The 16,545-nt window shown below is 55.9% G+C and carries 14 protein-coding genes; 8 read left to right on the forward strand and 6 right to left on the reverse strand.

All coding sequences use genetic code 11. The annotated features are described in order from the left end of the window. Positions 1–527: 527 nt before the first annotated feature. Positions 528–1,301 carry a hypothetical protein gene (locus tag OHL22_RS03885; RefSeq protein WP_263333458.1) on the forward strand — a complete coding sequence of 258 codons (774 nt, stop codon included), beginning with the start codon at positions 528–530 and terminating at the stop codon, positions 1,299–1,301. 56 nt (positions 1,302–1,357) lie between these two features. Here the strand turns inward: OHL22_RS03885 and OHL22_RS03890 are convergent, their stop codons facing one another. Further along, positions 1,358–2,635: a glycoside hydrolase family 18 protein gene (locus tag OHL22_RS03890; RefSeq protein ID WP_263333461.1), complete on the reverse strand. Its 1,278-nt coding sequence runs from the start codon at positions 2,633–2,635 to the stop codon at positions 1,358–1,360. Positions 2,636–2,917: 282 nt separating this feature from the next. Here OHL22_RS03890 and OHL22_RS03895 point away from each other — a divergent pair, with 282 nt between their 5' ends. Next, positions 2,918–3,334: a VOC family protein gene (locus OHL22_RS03895; protein WP_263333463.1), complete on the forward strand. Its 417-nt coding sequence runs from the start codon at positions 2,918–2,920 to the stop codon at positions 3,332–3,334. 50 nt (positions 3,335–3,384) lie between these two features. On the opposite strand, the gene OHL22_RS03900 is transcribed toward OHL22_RS03895, so the two are convergent. From OHL22_RS03900 to OHL22_RS03910, 3 genes are all read right to left on the reverse strand, one after another. Further along, on the reverse strand, positions 3,385–3,918 hold the full coding sequence (locus OHL22_RS03900) for a DUF2199 domain-containing protein (protein WP_263333465.1): 534 nt from the start codon (positions 3,916–3,918) through the stop codon (positions 3,385–3,387). Positions 3,919–4,080: 162 nt separating this feature from the next. After that, positions 4,081–6,600 carry a penicillin-binding protein 1A gene (locus OHL22_RS03905; RefSeq protein WP_263333467.1) on the reverse strand — a complete coding sequence of 840 codons (2,520 nt, stop codon included), beginning with the start codon at positions 6,598–6,600 and terminating at the stop codon, positions 4,081–4,083. A 149-nt stretch (positions 6,601–6,749) separates the two neighbouring features. After that, positions 6,750–7,943, reverse strand: a complete 1,194-nt coding sequence (locus tag OHL22_RS03910; RefSeq protein ID WP_263333469.1) for a S41 family peptidase — start codon at positions 7,941–7,943, stop codon at positions 6,750–6,752. Positions 7,944–8,135: 192 nt separating this feature from the next. On the opposite strand from OHL22_RS03910, the gene htpG reads away from it, so the two are divergent. From htpG to OHL22_RS03940, 6 genes are all read left to right on the forward strand, one after another. Next, positions 8,136–10,001: a molecular chaperone HtpG gene (htpG, locus tag OHL22_RS03915; protein ID WP_263333471.1), complete on the forward strand. Its 1,866-nt coding sequence runs from the start codon at positions 8,136–8,138 to the stop codon at positions 9,999–10,001. A gap of 93 nt (positions 10,002–10,094) precedes the next feature. Continuing rightward, on the forward strand, positions 10,095–10,418 hold the full coding sequence (locus tag OHL22_RS03920; RefSeq protein WP_263333473.1) for a hypothetical protein: 324 nt from the start codon (positions 10,095–10,097) through the stop codon (positions 10,416–10,418). Positions 10,419–10,706: 288 nt separating this feature from the next. Then, positions 10,707–11,363 (forward strand): peroxiredoxin, encoded by a 657-nt coding sequence (locus OHL22_RS03925; RefSeq protein ID WP_263333475.1) that lies wholly within the window; start codon positions 10,707–10,709, stop codon positions 11,361–11,363. Between the two features lie 56 nt (positions 11,364–11,419). Continuing rightward, complete coding sequence (locus OHL22_RS03930; RefSeq protein WP_263333477.1) at positions 11,420–12,361, forward strand: PLP-dependent cysteine synthase family protein; 942 nt, start codon at positions 11,420–11,422, stop codon at positions 12,359–12,361. Beyond that, positions 12,358–12,798, forward strand: coding sequence for a M67 family metallopeptidase (locus OHL22_RS03935; RefSeq protein WP_317890885.1), 441 nt, complete (start codon positions 12,358–12,360; stop codon positions 12,796–12,798). The genes OHL22_RS03930 and OHL22_RS03935 overlap by 4 nt, the downstream gene beginning before the upstream one ends. Before the next feature lie 65 nt (positions 12,799–12,863). Further along, entirely contained in the window at positions 12,864–13,139 is a 276-nt protein-coding gene (locus OHL22_RS03940) for a MoaD/ThiS family protein (RefSeq protein ID WP_263333479.1), read from the forward strand. A gap of 525 nt (positions 13,140–13,664) precedes the next feature. On the opposite strand, the gene OHL22_RS03945 is transcribed toward OHL22_RS03940, so the two are convergent. Both OHL22_RS03945 and OHL22_RS03950 read right to left on the reverse strand, forming a co-directional pair. Beyond that, on the reverse strand, positions 13,665–14,198 hold the full coding sequence (locus tag OHL22_RS03945; protein WP_263333481.1) for a hypothetical protein: 534 nt from the start codon (positions 14,196–14,198) through the stop codon (positions 13,665–13,667). Beyond that, complete coding sequence (locus OHL22_RS03950) at positions 14,188–16,506, reverse strand: tetratricopeptide repeat protein (protein ID WP_263333483.1); 2,319 nt, start codon at positions 16,504–16,506, stop codon at positions 14,188–14,190. Before OHL22_RS03950 ends, OHL22_RS03945 begins: the two co-directional genes overlap by 11 nt. Between the last annotated feature and the right edge of the window lie 39 nt (positions 16,507–16,545).

Here is a 16,545-nt window from a genome sequence, read left to right on the forward strand (position 1 = left end):
GCTCATCAGTGATATAGCTTGTGCGTGAGCTCCCAAGCCCTGCTTGCCAGTGACCACTCTTGCCGCTGCATGTCCATTCTCGAACACCCGAGAGATTCATCTGCCCGCTTGCTATAGGCTGCTTACCGAACGCGCCGTCAGCTCATGCCTAATCACCAATGCACTCGTCGAGGCTCGATTAGTAATGACGAAGCTTGATTAGTAATGACTTGATTAGTAATGAGAAGTCGACTTGCGATCAGTAATCCACCAACTGCGGCGATGCACGCCTATCGGGATTTGTACTCTGGTTCGAATCGAGCTCGATAGGTAGATCAGTGTTCGATTTTGTAGCGACGTTCTCGATTCTGGACAAACGGTCGGGCCAGATCGGGAATGTGCAGCGCGCTTATTTTTCCTTGGGCTATTTCGAATACGCGCGAATTGAAAGGCCAAACGACCGGGTGGCAAGAGAACTGGACTGGCAATCTCCGCATTGCAATATGGCCATCGGTGTGCTGCCGTCAGAGCGTAAGGAGGCGTGTGTGATGAAACGAATTCCTGGAATGCTGGCAGCGATTTGCCTTGCGACAAGTATGGCGTGTTTGACACAGAGCCCTTTCATCGGCAAGTGGGAGTTTGACTCATCGAGAAGCAGAACTCCGGATGAGATGAAGGTTCAAAGCCAGGGCGGCAACAAGTACATCTTCGATTTTGGCGGAGGCGCGGAAACGATTGTGGCGGATGGGACCGATCAGCCGGGCCTCCAAGGGACTCTGCTTTCAGCGAAGCAGGAAGCGCCGGATACATGGATTATTGAGCGCAAGAAAGATGGCCGGTTGATGCTGAGGGCGACGTGGAAGCTTTCGGCGGATGGCAATACGCTGACGGACTATTACCGCGAGTTTGAGCAGGACGGTACGACGTTGAGTCTGGATTATGTCTACCAGCGCGTGGGTGGAGGATCGGGATTTGCCGCGGACTGGCAAAGCATCAAGGAGACGAGGAATACTCCGCTGTGGCTGGAGGTGAAGGCTTATGAAGATGACGGGCTTGCCTTTAACACTCCTGGACAGCAGAAGCCGCTGAACGTGAAGTTTGATGGCACGGAGCGCGCCATGGATAGCGCGAGCGATGGGCAGGGTCCGGCTGTGTCGGCTCGGAAGGTGGACGAGCACAATGTCGTGATGACATTTAAAAACAACGGCAAGGTGACGCTGACCCAGGAGGTTGGGCTATCGGCAGATCTGAAAACGTTGACGATCACCTTGCGTTTTGTGGGGCGAGAGAAGCCGGATGTAATGGTTTACCAGCGGCAGTAGGTGCGCTGATTGCTCATGCGCACAGCGGTTGTGTGAGTGTCCTGAACGGGTGGGGATTACCTGAGGCCGGCGGCGGCGGTTTTGGTGATGGTGCCGTTGGCGTCGTCGTCTTTAAAAGCCCAGATGAACGCGCCGCCGAGGCCACCGGGGACGCGCTTGCGAATGTACACAGTTTTAAGCCACACGGTGACCGGGTCATCGTAGGACCAGAAGGTCTGCGAGGTGGGGTTGTAGAGCCACACGGCGAGCCGGCGCTCATCGAAGTAAGACTTGTAGCCGGTGAGGCCGGTAAGCGTGAGATATGTGATGACACCGGGCGTTTGCAGATAATCGGTGGTGGGAAACGGAGCTGGATCGGTTGAGGTTTGATACAGGCCATGGTTGGTGCTGGGAACGCCGGTCCAACCGCGCGCATAGGTAGGAATGCCAAGGACGAGCTTTTCTCCGGGAACGCCAGCCTTAAGATACGAGCGAACGGTGTAGTCGATGTAGAAATTCTCGGAGGCGTCGGGATCCTGTTTGTCGTCGAAGAGTGGAGACGCGTGATTGGTGGAAGTCTCCCAGGTGCCGTGGAAGTCGTAACCCTGCAGGTTGAAGAAGTCTAACTGCCGCGCGACTTCGGCTAGCTGGAGGTTGGAGAAATTCTGCTGACCGGCGGGTCCGAACATCGTCAGCAGATAATGCTTGTGGTTGGCCTTGCCAAGAGCGTCCAACTGCTTGCGAAATTCCTTGAGCAGCAGTGTCGCGTTTTCTGTGTCGGTGGCGGTGGGAAACTCCCAATCAATATCGATGCCGTCGAAGACGCCCTCAGCGGAAATTCCAGTCGCGACATTGCCTTTGATGAACAGATCGATGCAACTGGCGACAATGGCCTGACGGCTCGCAGCGCTACTGGCAGCGGCTGAAAAGCCGGCGGCTCCGGCGAGGGATATCTCCACTTTGAGATTTGGATGCAGTTGCTTGAGCTGTTGCAGCGCGGCGAAATTTCCGTACAACGGGCCGGCGTATGGCGCGCCGCTAACACTTGGAAGAGACTGATCCTGATAGTCGGCCCAGCTATCGGCGATGGTGCAGCCCGTCGCCGTGGCATTGCCGAAGGCGTAGGTCAAATGCGTGAGCTTATCTGCAACGCCATTGGATTGTAGATTGGCAATGTTGAAGCCGGCGAAATAAATGCTCCACTCTTCGAAGTAGCCGCCGACCACTTTGAACTTCTTGTCGTGGTCCGGCTCTCCGGCGAGTAAGGGACGCGCAATGAAAAATGAAATGAGCAGGCTGGCGAGGAAGAAGATGAGGGCGCGGCGGGGAAGACCTGCAGAGACACGAGTAGGCATAGAACTCCCTCAGGGAGAGGATGTTAACCGGCGGAAGGAATATACAACTCCAGAGCACCGCTGACAACAGGAAACATATGTACCGCAGGATGAGTGTTCTAGCCGAGAGATATATCGCCTGGTCACTTATCGAGCGGTCTGCAGCGGAACGACGGCTCATGGACTGCGATGGCTGGTTCCTTGTAACAGCCATACTTCGTGCGGCGGATTCTTTCGCTGTCAGGGGTCTGCACGACACTATCTTCGGCATCTCAAAAAGGAGTGACAGATACTATTTCAGCTATGAGTACCGATGTTTTGTTTATTGCGGGGTTTGGGCCGATTGATCGCGATGTTGCCGAGAGCCGGACTTTGTTTGAGGAGAGTCTTGGCATCCAATTTAAGGAGGACACTGAGGGGTATCTGTACACCGGTGCTCTGCAAGGTGCGAAGCATTTTGCGCTGTGGCCTCTTGCACAGGCTGCGCGGTCGTGTTTCGGCACCGATGCATGGCCTGCCGATATTCCCATTCCGCAGGCATGGCTGGAGTTTGAGGTGCAAGACGTGGAGAGAGCGACGGCCGATCTGGAGTCGCGTGGATACCGGATGCTGATCAAGAACAGGACGGAGCCTTGGGGGCAAACGGTGAGCCGGTTTCTGTCGCCTGAGGGGTTGCTGGTTGCGGTGACGTTTACGCCGTCTTTGCGGGAGTCTGAGTGATTGAGAGGTTCGGAGCGCGATTTGGCTCGGATGTTCTGAGTTTGAATTGCTTAGGCTGGTTCGACTCCTAATGCTGGATGCACCCAGCCGTGGAGACATTGCTCTGATAGTTCGAAGGATCGCTCGCGGGTTATGCCGTTTCTTTGCTCGATGGCGAGAGGATGATCTGTCCCCTCAAGCTCGATCCACGAACGCTGCCCGGGTGGGCGGGAGTGAACGTTGCACTTGAGATTCACGGTATTAGGGTATTGCCAGATGCGATTGCAGAACCAGCCAAAATACGATGGCTCGTGGACGCGCAAAGGGCTATGAGCCAGTTCGCGCTCACGGTCGAAGTTTGCGCGGCTGAGCGATGACCAAACCCCGAAGGCGAAGATTTCTTCCGATCCTACGACCGGGATTTCCAACATTGCGCGAATGAAGAAGTGCTCGCCAGCGATGACGCAATAGTCGGAATCGATCCACGATCCGGATGAGGATTGATACGAGTTGCGATACTCCCAGGGGGCGGGAGCATCGAAGGCGAAGCTATTTGCCACGCCGTTATGAATCTTGCCGCAAGTGCTGCATTTCCAGGAAGTCATTTGGGAATAATAGCGCTCGCATGTAGAGCCCGCGGCTGAAGCCGCTTCTAGTAAACGCTGTTTATTCAGGGGCATAAATGCCCCTGCTCCCTTCCAAACCCTATTTTGAGTCGCTATTTCAAATAGCTTTATGAACTTTGGGAAGTGTTCCGATTCAACTGTTCATTGCGGAAGGGCTGGTTTTACTACTGGTCTTGGTGGCGGGGAGGATGTGCTGTTTGGCAGGGCTGGATGAATGGACGGCATAGCAGGCCGGACCTGTGATTGTGGTGCTATTGCATTTGGCCTGATCACGGGCGGAGCCGGTTTTGGCGCTGGATTTTGCTGTACTGGTCTGCTGGATTGAGACACGGGTCTGGCAGCGGTTGCTGCGCCCGTGATTCCGGGAGAAGCTTTTGTCGCGGTTGTCTTGGTTTCGATGACCGCCGACTTTGCCGCTTCTGCTTTGGCGGTCTCTGCTGTTGCGCTGTCGCCGGGGAAGGTTTCGCCGTCTTTGCCTTTGATGGCTTCGCGCATGAAGTCGATCCAGATGGGGAGAGCGACCCGGGCGCCTTGTTCCTTGTCGCCGAGGGATTGGCGGCTGTCGTAGCCGACCCAGACGCCGCAGGTGACGGACGGCGAGAAGCCGAGGAACCAGGCGTCGGTGAAGTCGCTGGTGGTGCCGGTTTTGCCGCCGAGGGCATGTTTCAACTGGGCCGCGGCGGCGCCGGTGCCGGAGCGGGTGACTTCCTTGAGCATGCCCATCATGGTGCGGGCGGTTTGCTGGGTGGTGACTTCCTTGACTTCGGGGGTTTGTTCCCAGAGGGTGATGCCGTCGGCGTTTTCGACCTTGCGGATGAGGCGCGGGGTGACGCGGATGCCGTCGTTGGGAAAGACGGAGTAGGAGGCGACCTGCTGTTCGAGGGTGATTTCGACGGCTCCGAGGGCAACGGGCAGGTAGGCGGGGATATTGCTGGTGACGCCGAAGCGGTGGGCGGTGTCGATGACCTTATGGATGCCGACGCGGGCGGCGAGCTTGAGGGCGGGGATGTTGCGTGATTCGGCAAAGGCGTTCTGGATGGTCATGGCGCCTTTGTAGTCGCCCTCGTAGTTATGGGGAGTGTAGGAGCCGAAACTGACGGGGGCGTCGATGATAATGTCGGTGGGCTTGACACCTTCTTCGATAGCGGTGGTGTAGACGTAGGGCTTGAAGCTGGAGCCGGTCTGGCGCTCGGCCTGGGTGGCGCGGTTGAACTGCGAAGTGGAGTAGTCGCGGCCGCCGACCATGGCGAGGATGTCGCCGGAAGTGTTGTCAATGGCCATGAGCGAGCCTTCAACGCCCGAGTCCTGCTCGAGGGTGGCTTTATGGGCTGTGCCTTCCATGCCGAGGTCGAGGTGGACGTAGATGATGTCGCCGGGCTTGACGAGATCGTCGCCGTGAGCCTGGCCGGTCCATTTCCAATCCTCGGGGATCATGACGATGGGCATGGAGCCGACGCGGGCACGGATCTCAAGGGGCAGGACGGAGGTGACGAGGGCGTGGACGTAGTCGCCGGGGCCGGATTTCATGGCCCAGTCGGGGTGCTTGTACTCGTCCATGTCGCCGCCCTGGGTGATGACGTTGTAGCGTGCGCCTTTCCAGCCGCGACGCCGCTCGTCCGCGGCTACACCGTCGAGGACGGCGTGGTTGGCGGTCTGCTGGAGATCGACGTCGAGGGTGGTTTCGACGCGGAGGCCGTCTTCGTGGACCTCTTCTGCACCGAACTGCTTTTCGAGCTCGCGTCGGACTTCTTCGATGTACCAAGGAGCGACGGACATCTGAGGTTGGGCGATGTGGAGGCCGAGCGGGGCGTCGCGGGCGATCTCGGCCTGCTGATGGGTGATGGCTTTGTCGTTCTCCATCTCGGTTAGAACGAGGTTGCGGCGGCGGAGGGCTTTTTCAGGATTGATGAGCGGCGAGTAGGCGACGGGGCCTTTGGGAAGGCCAGCCAGGAGGGCCGCTTCGGTCAGGTTGAGCTGGCTGGCGTGCTTGGAAAAGTAGAACTCGGAGGCGGCCTCGAACCCGTAGTTGCCGTGGCCGAGGTAGATCTGGTTGCCGTAGAGGGTGAAGATCTGCTCCTTGGTGAAGGAGCGCTCGATCTGGATGGCGAGGTAGGCCTCCTGGAGCTTGCGGGCGGTGGTGCGCTCGGCAGAGAGGAAGAGGTTGCGGGCGAGCTGCATGGTGAGGGTGGAGGCACCCTGGGCGCGTCCGTGGGAAGCGATGTCATGCCAGGCGGCCCCCATGACGCGGAAGACATTGATGCCCCAGTGGGATTCGAAGTTCTTGTCTTCAATGGAGATAACGGCCTGGCGAAGGACGGGGGCAAAATCGTCGTAATTGACGATGATGCGGCGCTCGAGGGCGAACGAGCCGAAGGGACGTCCCTTGCGATCGTAGAGATCGGTGGTGGTAGAGGGACGGTAGCGCTCAAGGTCATGGATCTGGGGCAGATCAGCGGAGTACACGAGCATGAGGCCGGCGAGGGAGCCTGTGACGGCGGCGAGGAAGAAGAGGATTCCAAAGGCGACGCGGCCGGCGAGCTTGCGCTGGCGACGATTGGCGGCTGGAGCAGCGGTTCGCTTTTGAGGAGGGCGAAAGCCGCCGTGCGCGGAGTTGCGTTCTGCTGGGCTGGCTGGACGCTGCGGAGGGGAGGTGGAAGCCAAAACAATGCCTCAAGCCCGAGCCTACCATGATCGGGAGTGTGATTGCTGGGGCGGGTTATTGGGCGTATCCGGTGTCTAAAGCTGTTCAAAATGCTAACGGGCGGCCGGATTGCTCCTCCGCCCGTTGTTTCGTCAGCTCTAAGTCCTGCTTACGCTGTCTTTGCCTTGAGGATGGAGAGCGCCTTATCAAGAGCGGGATCACCCTTGGGCTCTGCGCCGGTTTCTTCTTCTTCGGCCTGCTGCTCAGGGGTAAGGCCTGCGGGAACGTTGGGGGTGACGGCGTCATCGAGGAACTTTTTGCCGCTGGGGCTGGAGTAGGTGGCGACGGTGAGGATTACGGCTGCGCCGTCGGGCAGTTCCAAAGTTTTCTGAACGGAACCTTCGCCGAAGGTGCGCTCACCGACCACATCGGCGCGCTTGTTGTCTTCGAGTGCCGCGGCGGCGAGCTCGGCGGCGCCGGAGGTGCCACGGTTAACGAGAACGGCCATGGGAGCGGCGGTAATGAATTTCGATGGGTCGGCGGTGAAGGTCTGAGTGGGGAACTTCTGGCCGCTCAGGGTAGCAATGGTTCCCTGCTTGAGGAAGAAGTTGGCGAGGCGCTCACCCTGGGCTTCGTCGCCCTGGCTGACGTCGCGCAAGTCCAAAAGAATCTTCTTGTTATCTTTGCCTGCGGTCTTGAGCTGGGCGGCGATCTGGTCCACGCGAGCCTGGGTGAGGACGATGGGCTTGAGGTAAACGATGCTGCCGTTCTCGAATTGATCTTCGGCGAGAGCCGGAATTGAGGGAACTGTGCGGGCTAGAGTGAGCTTGTCCGGATCTGGTTTGCGGGGACGGATGACGGAAAGGACCACTTCCGAACCGGGTTTGCCCTCAAGCATGGCGCGAATCATCGCCAGAGAGAGCTCGCGTGTGGACTGGCCGTCGATGGATTCGATGGCATCACCGTCGGTTAGCTGCTCTTTTTCCGCCGGAGAGCCGGGCAGAACGCTGACAATAACGGCGTATCCGAAACGCTTGGAGACGGTCAGGCCTACCTGGGCGTCGGCGCCGACGGGATGGTCCTTATAGATTTTGTACTCGGCCGGGGTCATGTAGCTGGAGTCGGCATCGAGGGACTCAAGCAGGCCATGCAATGCGCCGGTGGTTACATCGTTCATGTTGGGCGCGGTGACGTATTCAGCCTGAATGTGCTTGAGCACCTGCTGATAGACGTTCATCTGTTTGTACGCGCCGTCATCGTTGGAATCGGCGCGGACGGCGTGGAGGCCAAACTCGCCGGCAATGAGGGCTACAAGCAGCCCGAGAGACAGCACAAAGACCGAACGTTGAAACAAACGATGCATTTACACCCCAAATTCGGGATTCCAGCCGGAAAACCGTACTCTGATAGACGAATGATACTCCAAAGTGGTTTTCGGAAGCTTGGCGCGAGGCGAATTCCAACGTGGAAACGGCGCGAAATGGAAATTTCATACCATTCGAGTGATTTGGCGGGGCTGGAGCGTAAGCGGGAGTTTTTGGATAATAAGGAAGTTATGTCTAAACGTGAATTTCAGACAGAAGTAAGCCAACTCCTACAGTTGATTGTCCATTCGCTTTACTCACACCCGGAGATTTTTCTCCGCGAACTGGTTTCGAACGCTTCGGACGCGCTGGATAAGCTGCGACATCTGACGCTGACCGACGATGCCTATAAGTCGCTGCCTTTTGAGCCGCGGATTGACCTGGATCTGGACGAAGAAAAGAAGACACTGTCGATCTCGGATACGGGCATTGGCATGAATGAAGAAGATCTGATTTCTCATCTGGGTACGATTGCCCGGTCAGGAACGAAGAACTTTCTGACGCAGCTTTCGGGCGATGCGCGGAGGGATTCGAACCTGATTGGCCAGTTTGGCGTGGGGTTCTACAGCGCCTTTATGGTGGCGGACAAGGTTGAGGTGACGTCACGCAAGGCCGGTGAGGAAAAGGCTTGGCGTTGGATTTCGGACGGAAAGAGCGGTTTTGAGATCGAGCCAGCCGAGAGGGCAGTTGCCGGGACGACGGTGCTGCTGCACTTTAACGATGAGGGTGCGCAGTATGCCAATAGTTGGCGGCTGCAGGAGATTGTGAAGAAGTACTCGAACCACATCGCGTTTCCGATCTTTTTGACCTATGACAAGAGCGAGTGGAATGAGGAAGAAAAGAAATCCACGAAGACACGGGTGACGGAGCAGGTGAACGTGGCAAGCGCGATGTGGCGCCGGTCCAAGTCTGAACTGAAGGATGAGGATTACAAGGAACTGTTCAAGTCGCTGGCTGGTGGATGGGAAGAACCGCTGTTCTGGTTTCATACCAAGGCTGAGGGGTCGCTGGAGTACACGACGCTGTTTTATGTTCCGGCCAAGGCACCACTGGATCTCTATCGCGCGGATTACAAGAGCGGCGTGAAACTGTATGTGAAGCGGGTCTTCATCATGGATGACTCGAAGGATCTGCTGCCGGAGTATCTGCGTTTTGTGCGCGGCATCATCGACAGCGAAGACCTGCCGCTGAATGTGAGCCGCGAGATTCTGCAGCAGAATCGGGTGCTTTCGAACATTCGCACGGCGAGCGTGAAGAAGATTCTTTCGGAACTGAAAAACATTGCGGAGAACGACAAGGAGAAGTACGCGACGTTCATCGCTGAGTACAACCGGCTGTTGAAGGAGGGTTTGTACAGCGACTTTGCGAACCGCGAGACGCTGCTGGAACTGATCCGCGTAAAGACGACAAAGGCGGATGGGCTGACGAGCCTGGCTGATGTGAAGTCGCGAATGCAGGATGGGCAGAAGGCGATCTACTACATCACGGGCGGAACAGAGGCTCTGCTGCGCACCTCGCCGCTGCTGGAGATTTACAGGAAGAAGGGCATCGAAGTGCTGGTGCTCGATGACGAGATCGATGAGATTGTCTTCTCAGGTATTGAAAAGTACGACGACATCGAATTGAAGTCTGTGAATCGCACTGCGACGAGCGACGACTTCAAGGACGAGGCGCAGGCGGATAAGACGGAAGAGGTGAAGCCGCTGCTGGAGAAGATCAAGGCGATTCTTGGCGACCGGGTGAAGGATGTACGGGCATCGGCGCGGCTGGCAGATAGTCCGTCGTGCATTGTGACGGATGAGGATGAGCCCTCGGCGCGGATGCGGCAGATGATGAAGGCGATGGGGCAGCAAAATCTTCCGGAGCTGAAGCCTACGCTGGAGATCAACCCGGAGCACGCGATTGTGCAGAAGCTGCTGAACCATGCGGATGACAAGGTGACGGAAGATGCGGCCTGGCTGCTGTTTGACCAGGCGCTGTTGCTGGAGGGAACGCAGTTGCAGGATCCGGCGGCGTTTGTTCAGCGATTGAACCGGGTACTGCAGCAGTCTGTGTAATTTGTGGATGCCCAGGCTCGACTACGGACCTGGGCGTTCCGACAAGAGTCAAAATCTGTTGATTCGAGTCTGCCGCCCTGAGAGCATGAGTGTATGAAGGTCTTTTTGTTCGTGCTCCTGGCGACGGTACTCGAAGCAACAGGAGATGCGGTTGTGCGGATTGCCCTGCATGAAAATAATGTGTCCGCCCGGCTTGGTTTTTTCCTGTGCGGAGCATTGGCGCTGACTCTTTATGGGACCTCGCTCAATATGGCTCCTGTGGAGTTTGCTCAGGTCACCGGCATTTATATAGCGACTCTATTTGTAGTCTTCCAGATCGCAAATTATCTGTTCTTTCGAACGCTCCCTACTGCTCCGGTATTTGTCGGTGGAAGCCTCATTATTGCCGGAGGGCTGATCGTTGGACTTTGGAAATAATTGGGGTCACGGGCAAAGACCGGCGCATCCAGGTTTACACATGGAGGATCACTGCTTTAGCCTATATATGTGTTTCGGAGCGACTTCGCTCCTTTTGATTTGATATGACTGGTCTGAATATATCCCGCGAATGCAAGTGCCCCTGTTGTTGCGGAGCCGCGCGGGTGTGTATCTCTGTGACCTGATTCAAGATTTCAGAGAGATACGAAGAGGTTCTCGAACCCACCCGCTGCCAGATGGCCGGGTGGGTTTTCACTTTAAGGCTGAATTGCACTCAGGAGAATTCAAATGTCGCTTCGCATCAACGATATCGCGCCGGATTTTACGGCCCAGACCACGCAGGGACCAATTCATTTTCACGAATGGATCGGCGACAACTGGGCAGTGTTGTTTTCACACCCGAAGGATTTCACGCCTGTATGCACGACGGAGCTGGGAGCCGTTGCCGCATTAGAAAAGCAATTCGCCGCGCGCGGCGCCAAGGTGATTGGGCTAAGCGTTGATCCCGTTGAGAGTCACTCGAGCTGGTCCAAAGATATCGAGGATGTGAGCGGCCATGCCGTGAATTACCCGATTATCGGTGACACTGAGCTCAAGGTAGCAAAGCTGTATGACATGCTTCAGGCCGATGCGGGCGATAGTAGCGAGGGGCGTACGCCCGCGCAGAATGCACCTGTGCGCACGGTATTTGTCATTGGTCCTGATAAGCGGATTAAGCTGACGATTGCTTATCCGATGTCGACCGGGCGCAATTTCGATGAGATTGTCCGGGTTCTCGACTCGATTCAGCTTACGGCCAAGCATCGCGTGTCTACGCCGGCTAACTGGAAGCAGGGAGACGACATCATCATTGGCGGCGCGGTTTCAAACGAAGAGGCAGACAAGATCTTTCCGGGATATAAGACGGTCAAGCCTTATCTGCGCACCGCAGCACAACCGAAGTAACAGACAGCGGCTGACCAGCTATTTTGGCGGGTCAGCCGCTATTGATATGGATTGCTATGACACCTGTAGAGAGTGCGGAACAGATTGGTTCATCGCTTCTGGAACGGATTGGCAACACGCCATTGATCCGGCTGGATGGGCTTGTTCGTGATTTGGATGGCGTAAACCTGCTGGCGAAAGCGGAGTGGGTGAATCCGGGCGGGAGCGTTAAGGACCGGGCCGCAGCGAGCATGGTCCTGGATGCGCAGAAGAGCGGCAGGCTCGCGCCGGGTAAGACGCTGCTGGATGCGACGAGCGGCAATACCGGCATTGCTTACGCGATGCTCGGTGCGGCACTTGGTTTTCCTGTGCTGCTTGCCATGCCGTCGAATGTGTCGCCGGAGCGCAAGCATATTCTTCGCGCTTATGGCGCTGGCATTGAGTGGACCGATCCAGACCTCGGGTCGGATGGAGCGATACGGCGCGCGCAGGCTCTGGCTGCCGAAGATCCGGATCGCTTCTGCTACATGGATCAGTACTCGAACGACGCCAACTGGCGGGCGCACTATCGGACCACAGGACCGGAGATCTGGCGACAGACGGAAGGCACCATTACACATTTTGTTGCGGGTCTGGGCACGAGTGGAACGTTTACTGGCACGGTGCGACGGCTGAGGGAGTTGAATCCTTCTCTGAAAGCGGTCAGCATGCAGCCCGATTCGCCTTTTCATGGGCTGGAAGGGTTGAAGCATATGGCGACGGCACTTGTACCTGCGATCTACGATCGACAGCTTGCGGACTGGACCGAAGAGGTGGAGACGGAATCGGCATATGCGATGGCGAAGCGGCTTGGCCGCGAAGAAGGATTGCTGATCGGCATATCGGCTGCGGCTGCGGTAGTTGCAAGCCTGCGCGTGGCTCGTGCAGAAGCTGCGGCTGGGCGGCGGGCGACGATCGTGACGGTATTGCCGGATTCCGCGGACAAGTATCTGAGCGAGCGCTTCTGGGAGGAAGAATGAGCGTGTTGCTGTTGAGCCGCGGGCTCTACGACGAGCTTCGCGCGCATGGGGAAGAAACTTATCCGCATGAGTGCTGCGGAGCGCTGCTGGGTACGCCGGGATCAGGCGGGTGGCATGTAACGAAGGTGGTGCGCGCAGGTAATACCCGCACGGATTCGGCGCACAATCGTTACAGTATCTCGCCGCTTGAACTGGTACGCATCGAAAGAGACGCGCGTCAGCACGGATTGGAGATCGCTGGTTTTTATCATTCGCACCCGGATCATCCGGCGCAGTGGTCCAAGACGGATTTCGAGGAAGCGCACTGGCTGGGCTGCGTCTACGTCATTACGACGGTTGCCAAGGGCAAAGCCGATGTCACGAACTGCTTCCTGCTGTCGGGCGCGAGTGAAGAGGAGAAGCAGTTTCAGAACATTTCCATCGAAGTTCGGGATTGAAACATCCCTTTGCAATGAGTACTGCTTGAGCGCTCATTCGGATTTACAGAACAGAAAGGATAACAATGAAGATTTTTATTCCAACCCCGCTGCGGCCCTATGCTGGCGGAAAAGACGCGGTTGAACTGCAAGCACCGACGATTGCCGCGGCGCTGGATGAGCTGACCCAATCGAATCCCGAACTGCGGAAACACCTGTTTACGGAGCAGGGGAAGGTTCGCTCGTTTGTGAATCTGTATTTCAACGATGAGGACGTGCGATACCTGCCGCAGAAGGAAGAGACGGAAGTATCGGCGAACGATACGCTCACGATTATTCCCTCGATTGCGGGCGGTCTGTAGCGCTCCCGGACCAGTCTACGGTGTGGAATCGTTCCGTCGTTCAGGATCTTTTCGCATCTGAGACACACGGACGCTCTGCAGCATTTTGATGTCGTTGAAGCGATCAGAGCAAGGAATTAGTGCGGCTTGAATTTCCCCGGTCCTGGGTTGGGTTTCGGTTCGCCTTTGATACGGAAGTTTGCGGTTATACCGTCTTTGCCTGATTTGCCGGGTACGGACTTTTGTGGGGTTGCTTTCTGAGTCGTAGCCATACGATTACCTCTACAACTTGGATGCACTCCGGTTTGCCTGGATAACGCGCCGGAACAGAAACAGGATGAATGAGGTGAGCGTGGCATCACAAGCGTCGGTGGCGCTCTGGCAGCATAGAATGGCGCCGCCTTCGGGGAAAGAATTGTCTCCAGCCGTACCAGCTTGGTCGGCCCACCAGGCTACAACCACTACTGTAGAGTTTCTGCCTGCAATGTAGCCACGTATCACTGATGCCTTGTAGTCGCGACCTTAGTCACTGGTCATAAGATCCGCTTAGAAGAGATTTCCCGACACCTGTTCTGCAGCAGCTTTGATCTGACTTTTCAGCGCACTCTCAGTAAGAATCGGGTCATCAGCCAAACTCGTTATGATCATGATTTCGAAAACCTGATCGCGAACGCGCCCTATGGCACGAATACCTTCACTGGATGAATCATCATTCAATGCGCACACAACTGTTTCGTTCCCTATCGCCTTCAGGGGCGTCGGTTCCGATTGGCAGGCCATCTTTCTTTTTGTAAAGCCGGCATGCGGATCGTCTTCAAACCTCGTCACCACAATCCTGAGCGTGCGTGTTCCATCTGCGGCTTGCTGGGTAAAAGTGCAGCTCGCGGTTGGGCTCTGAGAAGTAGCAATGTATGCGCCTTTGGCATTTCCACCGAGCAGCCCTGACGCACTTGCTTCATTCATCCACGGACAGGTATTTGCTGCAAAGGCATCGGCTGAAAGCCCCAAAAGCAAGATGCCAGGCACTGCCGTTGCAATTCTCAGCAAGAAGCGTGATCTTTCAGCTCGCTCAATTGCCATGATCGAGACCTTTCGCTTCGTTCAATATATCCGAATGCATATGCCAGGGAATGCTTTCGGTCGAGATCTCAGGATGCGATCGCAGATAGTTCAGCGAATACGTTGGCGCGCCTGGGTCAACTTTCTTATCTATAAACATAGCCTGTTGATCCGCAGCTTGTTTTGTCATACCCATGCGCCGGTAGAGGATCGACAGATTGTAGTGCGCGGTCAGATCATCGGGATCAATTTGCTGTAGCGCTTCAAATTGCTCCATGGCATCATGTTCGTCCTGCTGCTGATAATAGGTAATGCCTAGCTCACGGCGCGCATCACGCGATTGCGGAAACATCTCCACTACTTTCTTGAAATCTGCGATCTCCTGCTCTGTATTTCCAGCGCGCCGCTGTAGAAGGCCATCGTAATAAAGAGCGCGGGCGCTGTTTGGATTGAGCATGAGCGCTTTACGAATGGCCATGCGCGCCGAATCGTACTTCTCCCATACGATCTCTGTCAACGCAACATTGGTGTAGGCATCGGCATAGTCGTTACGAAGCTTAATAACCTCAGTGAATGCTTCCACTGCCTCGGCATATTGGAACTGGTCAAGCAGCGCAATGCCGAGATTGTTCCACCGCATCCAATCCGGGTTATCGGCTGGGTCGGGAGCTTCCGGGCGATTCTCGCCGATTTGAAGCACTCTTGTGCGCGAGGACAGTTCGACCACAGGGTATGCCGGGTGATCAGTCCCGAAGATATTGTTGAGATAGCTCTGGCGCAGATGACGATAGTTCACTTTGGCGGTTAGCGTGACCGGTCCGCGAATATCGGCAGGCAAACGGAACTGATAGCGCACAAGCACGGAGCGGCCTGCCTGAACACTGTTGTCATAAGCTACCGAATGAATCGTCCACACCTTGTGGCTATCAACGAAATCGCCTTCATCGGTTACTGGACGATTTGTAAAGCTATGCGCTCGAGGATCGAGCATCCCGTCGGGCTTGAGGAACCCACTGTGATAGATCTCATTACCACTCGCATCCTTTACTGTAAATTTTGTCCATGCTTCGTAGAGGTCTCTCACTTCGGGTATTAGCGAGTGGCCAATGTTCTTGTTTTGGATGACTACGTACGCTTCCATAGCATCGTTGGGAGCGAGCGTATAAGAAGCTCTCCCCAGCGGCGCAATGAGCTGGTCTTCACCTTGCTTTTTTAAGGCAAAGATATCGACGTTGAGATAGTTTCCTGAGCGCAGGAATTCGATGGTCTTTTTTAACTGATCGTCAAAGCCGTAGTAAAACGGCACTGCCGTGTTGCCTGCCAACCAACGGTGCGATGCAAAGGTTCCATTCTTTGCGCCATACTCGGTAAGTGTCACCGGATTGCGCTTCATATGGCATCCCTGACAGGTGGTGAAATCACCCGTATAAAAAGTTAACGGATTGCGCTGAGAGAACTTCGACTGCTGCCACTCGTCGTACGCCGTAAAAGCACGAATGAACTTGTAATCATTTAAGGTTGCCGGCAGATTTGCCTTGTGGCATGCGGCACAAAACTCAGGCTTATGCAGGAAATCATGCATTACGGCCTTTGAGTGACGTTCCGGGTGACGCAGGATTTCGGCAAAAGGAACCTCGCCCGGGATACGATTGCCCTTCTCATCAACGATGACGGAAGGTATGCCCATCTCGACGCTCGCGTTTCCGTTTGTTGAGTCCAGACTGACCACCGAATGGCATGTCATGCAGGTGAGCCCGTCTGAGTCCATCTGAGAACGATTAACCTTCGAATCTTCTGTGAGTCCGCCGCTGAGTACTGCGATGGGATTGTGGCAACTGTCGCAAAACCGCGCGAATGCAATGCCGCGAGTCTGATCCCGGATGAGCAGGTTGACGCTTGTGCGATAGAACGGAGTTCGGAAAGAGTTCGAATGCAGCGCCTGACGCCATTGACTGTACGCATCCTGATGGCATGTCCCGCAGTATTGAGCTGATGGAAATGCACCTGGCTGGATAAATCCTTCTCCCTGAACCGTAATGTTTCCTGGGACAAATGGATTGGCTTTGCCGTAATGAAAGTTGTAGCTGGGAGTGACGGCTTCATTATGCGCTGCACGGTCCGCGGCATTTATCTCTTCAGCTTTTGCCTTTAGCCTGCCCAACTCTTCGCGCTGCGCAGGAGTGTCCTCTGCTGGAACACCTTTCGAAGCGTTACTTCCATATTCGGGTGCAGAAGTCGCTGGGGTGGTTTGCTGCTGCGAAAAGAGAGGCAGCAAGCAAATAGATGTCAAAGCAAGAACGGAACACACAGCGGATGCTGGTTTTTTCATACGAACTCCGGTTGATCGTTCACCAGAAAAGCCATCAAC

The sequence above is a fragment of the Acidicapsa dinghuensis genome, assembly GCF_025685685.1.
Taxonomy (GTDB): domain Bacteria; phylum Acidobacteriota; class Terriglobia; order Terriglobales; family Acidobacteriaceae; genus Acidicapsa; species Acidicapsa dinghuensis.

Excerpts from the sequence above, each read along its gene's own strand:
- OHL22_RS03935 (WP_317890885.1), top strand. The coding sequence starts at position 12,358 with ATGAGCGTGTTGCTGTTGAGCCGCGGGCTCTACGACGAGCTTCGCGCG.
- OHL22_RS03945 (WP_263333481.1), bottom strand. The coding sequence starts at position 14,198 with ATGGCAATTGAGCGAGCTGAAAGATCACGCTTCTTGCTGAGAATTGCA.
- htpG (WP_263333471.1), top strand. The coding sequence starts at position 8,136 with ATGTCTAAACGTGAATTTCAGACAGAAGTAAGCCAACTCCTACAGTTG.
- OHL22_RS03950 (WP_263333483.1), bottom strand. The coding sequence starts at position 16,506 with ATGAAAAAACCAGCATCCGCTGTGTGTTCCGTTCTTGCTTTGACATCT.
- OHL22_RS03890 (WP_263333461.1), bottom strand. The coding sequence starts at position 2,635 with ATGCCTACTCGTGTCTCTGCAGGTCTTCCCCGCCGCGCCCTCATCTTC.
- OHL22_RS03910 (WP_263333469.1), bottom strand. The coding sequence starts at position 7,943 with ATGCATCGTTTGTTTCAACGTTCGGTCTTTGTGCTGTCTCTCGGGCTG.
- OHL22_RS03885 (WP_263333458.1), top strand. The coding sequence starts at position 528 with ATGAAACGAATTCCTGGAATGCTGGCAGCGATTTGCCTTGCGACAAGT.
- OHL22_RS03940 (WP_263333479.1), top strand. The coding sequence starts at position 12,864 with ATGAAGATTTTTATTCCAACCCCGCTGCGGCCCTATGCTGGCGGAAAA.
- OHL22_RS03900 (WP_263333465.1), bottom strand. The coding sequence starts at position 3,918 with ATGACTTCCTGGAAATGCAGCACTTGCGGCAAGATTCATAACGGCGTG.
- OHL22_RS03920 (WP_263333473.1), top strand. The coding sequence starts at position 10,095 with ATGAAGGTCTTTTTGTTCGTGCTCCTGGCGACGGTACTCGAAGCAACA.
- OHL22_RS03930 (WP_263333477.1), top strand. The coding sequence starts at position 11,420 with ATGACACCTGTAGAGAGTGCGGAACAGATTGGTTCATCGCTTCTGGAA.
- OHL22_RS03925 (WP_263333475.1), top strand. The coding sequence starts at position 10,707 with ATGTCGCTTCGCATCAACGATATCGCGCCGGATTTTACGGCCCAGACC.
- OHL22_RS03895 (WP_263333463.1), top strand. The coding sequence starts at position 2,918 with ATGAGTACCGATGTTTTGTTTATTGCGGGGTTTGGGCCGATTGATCGC.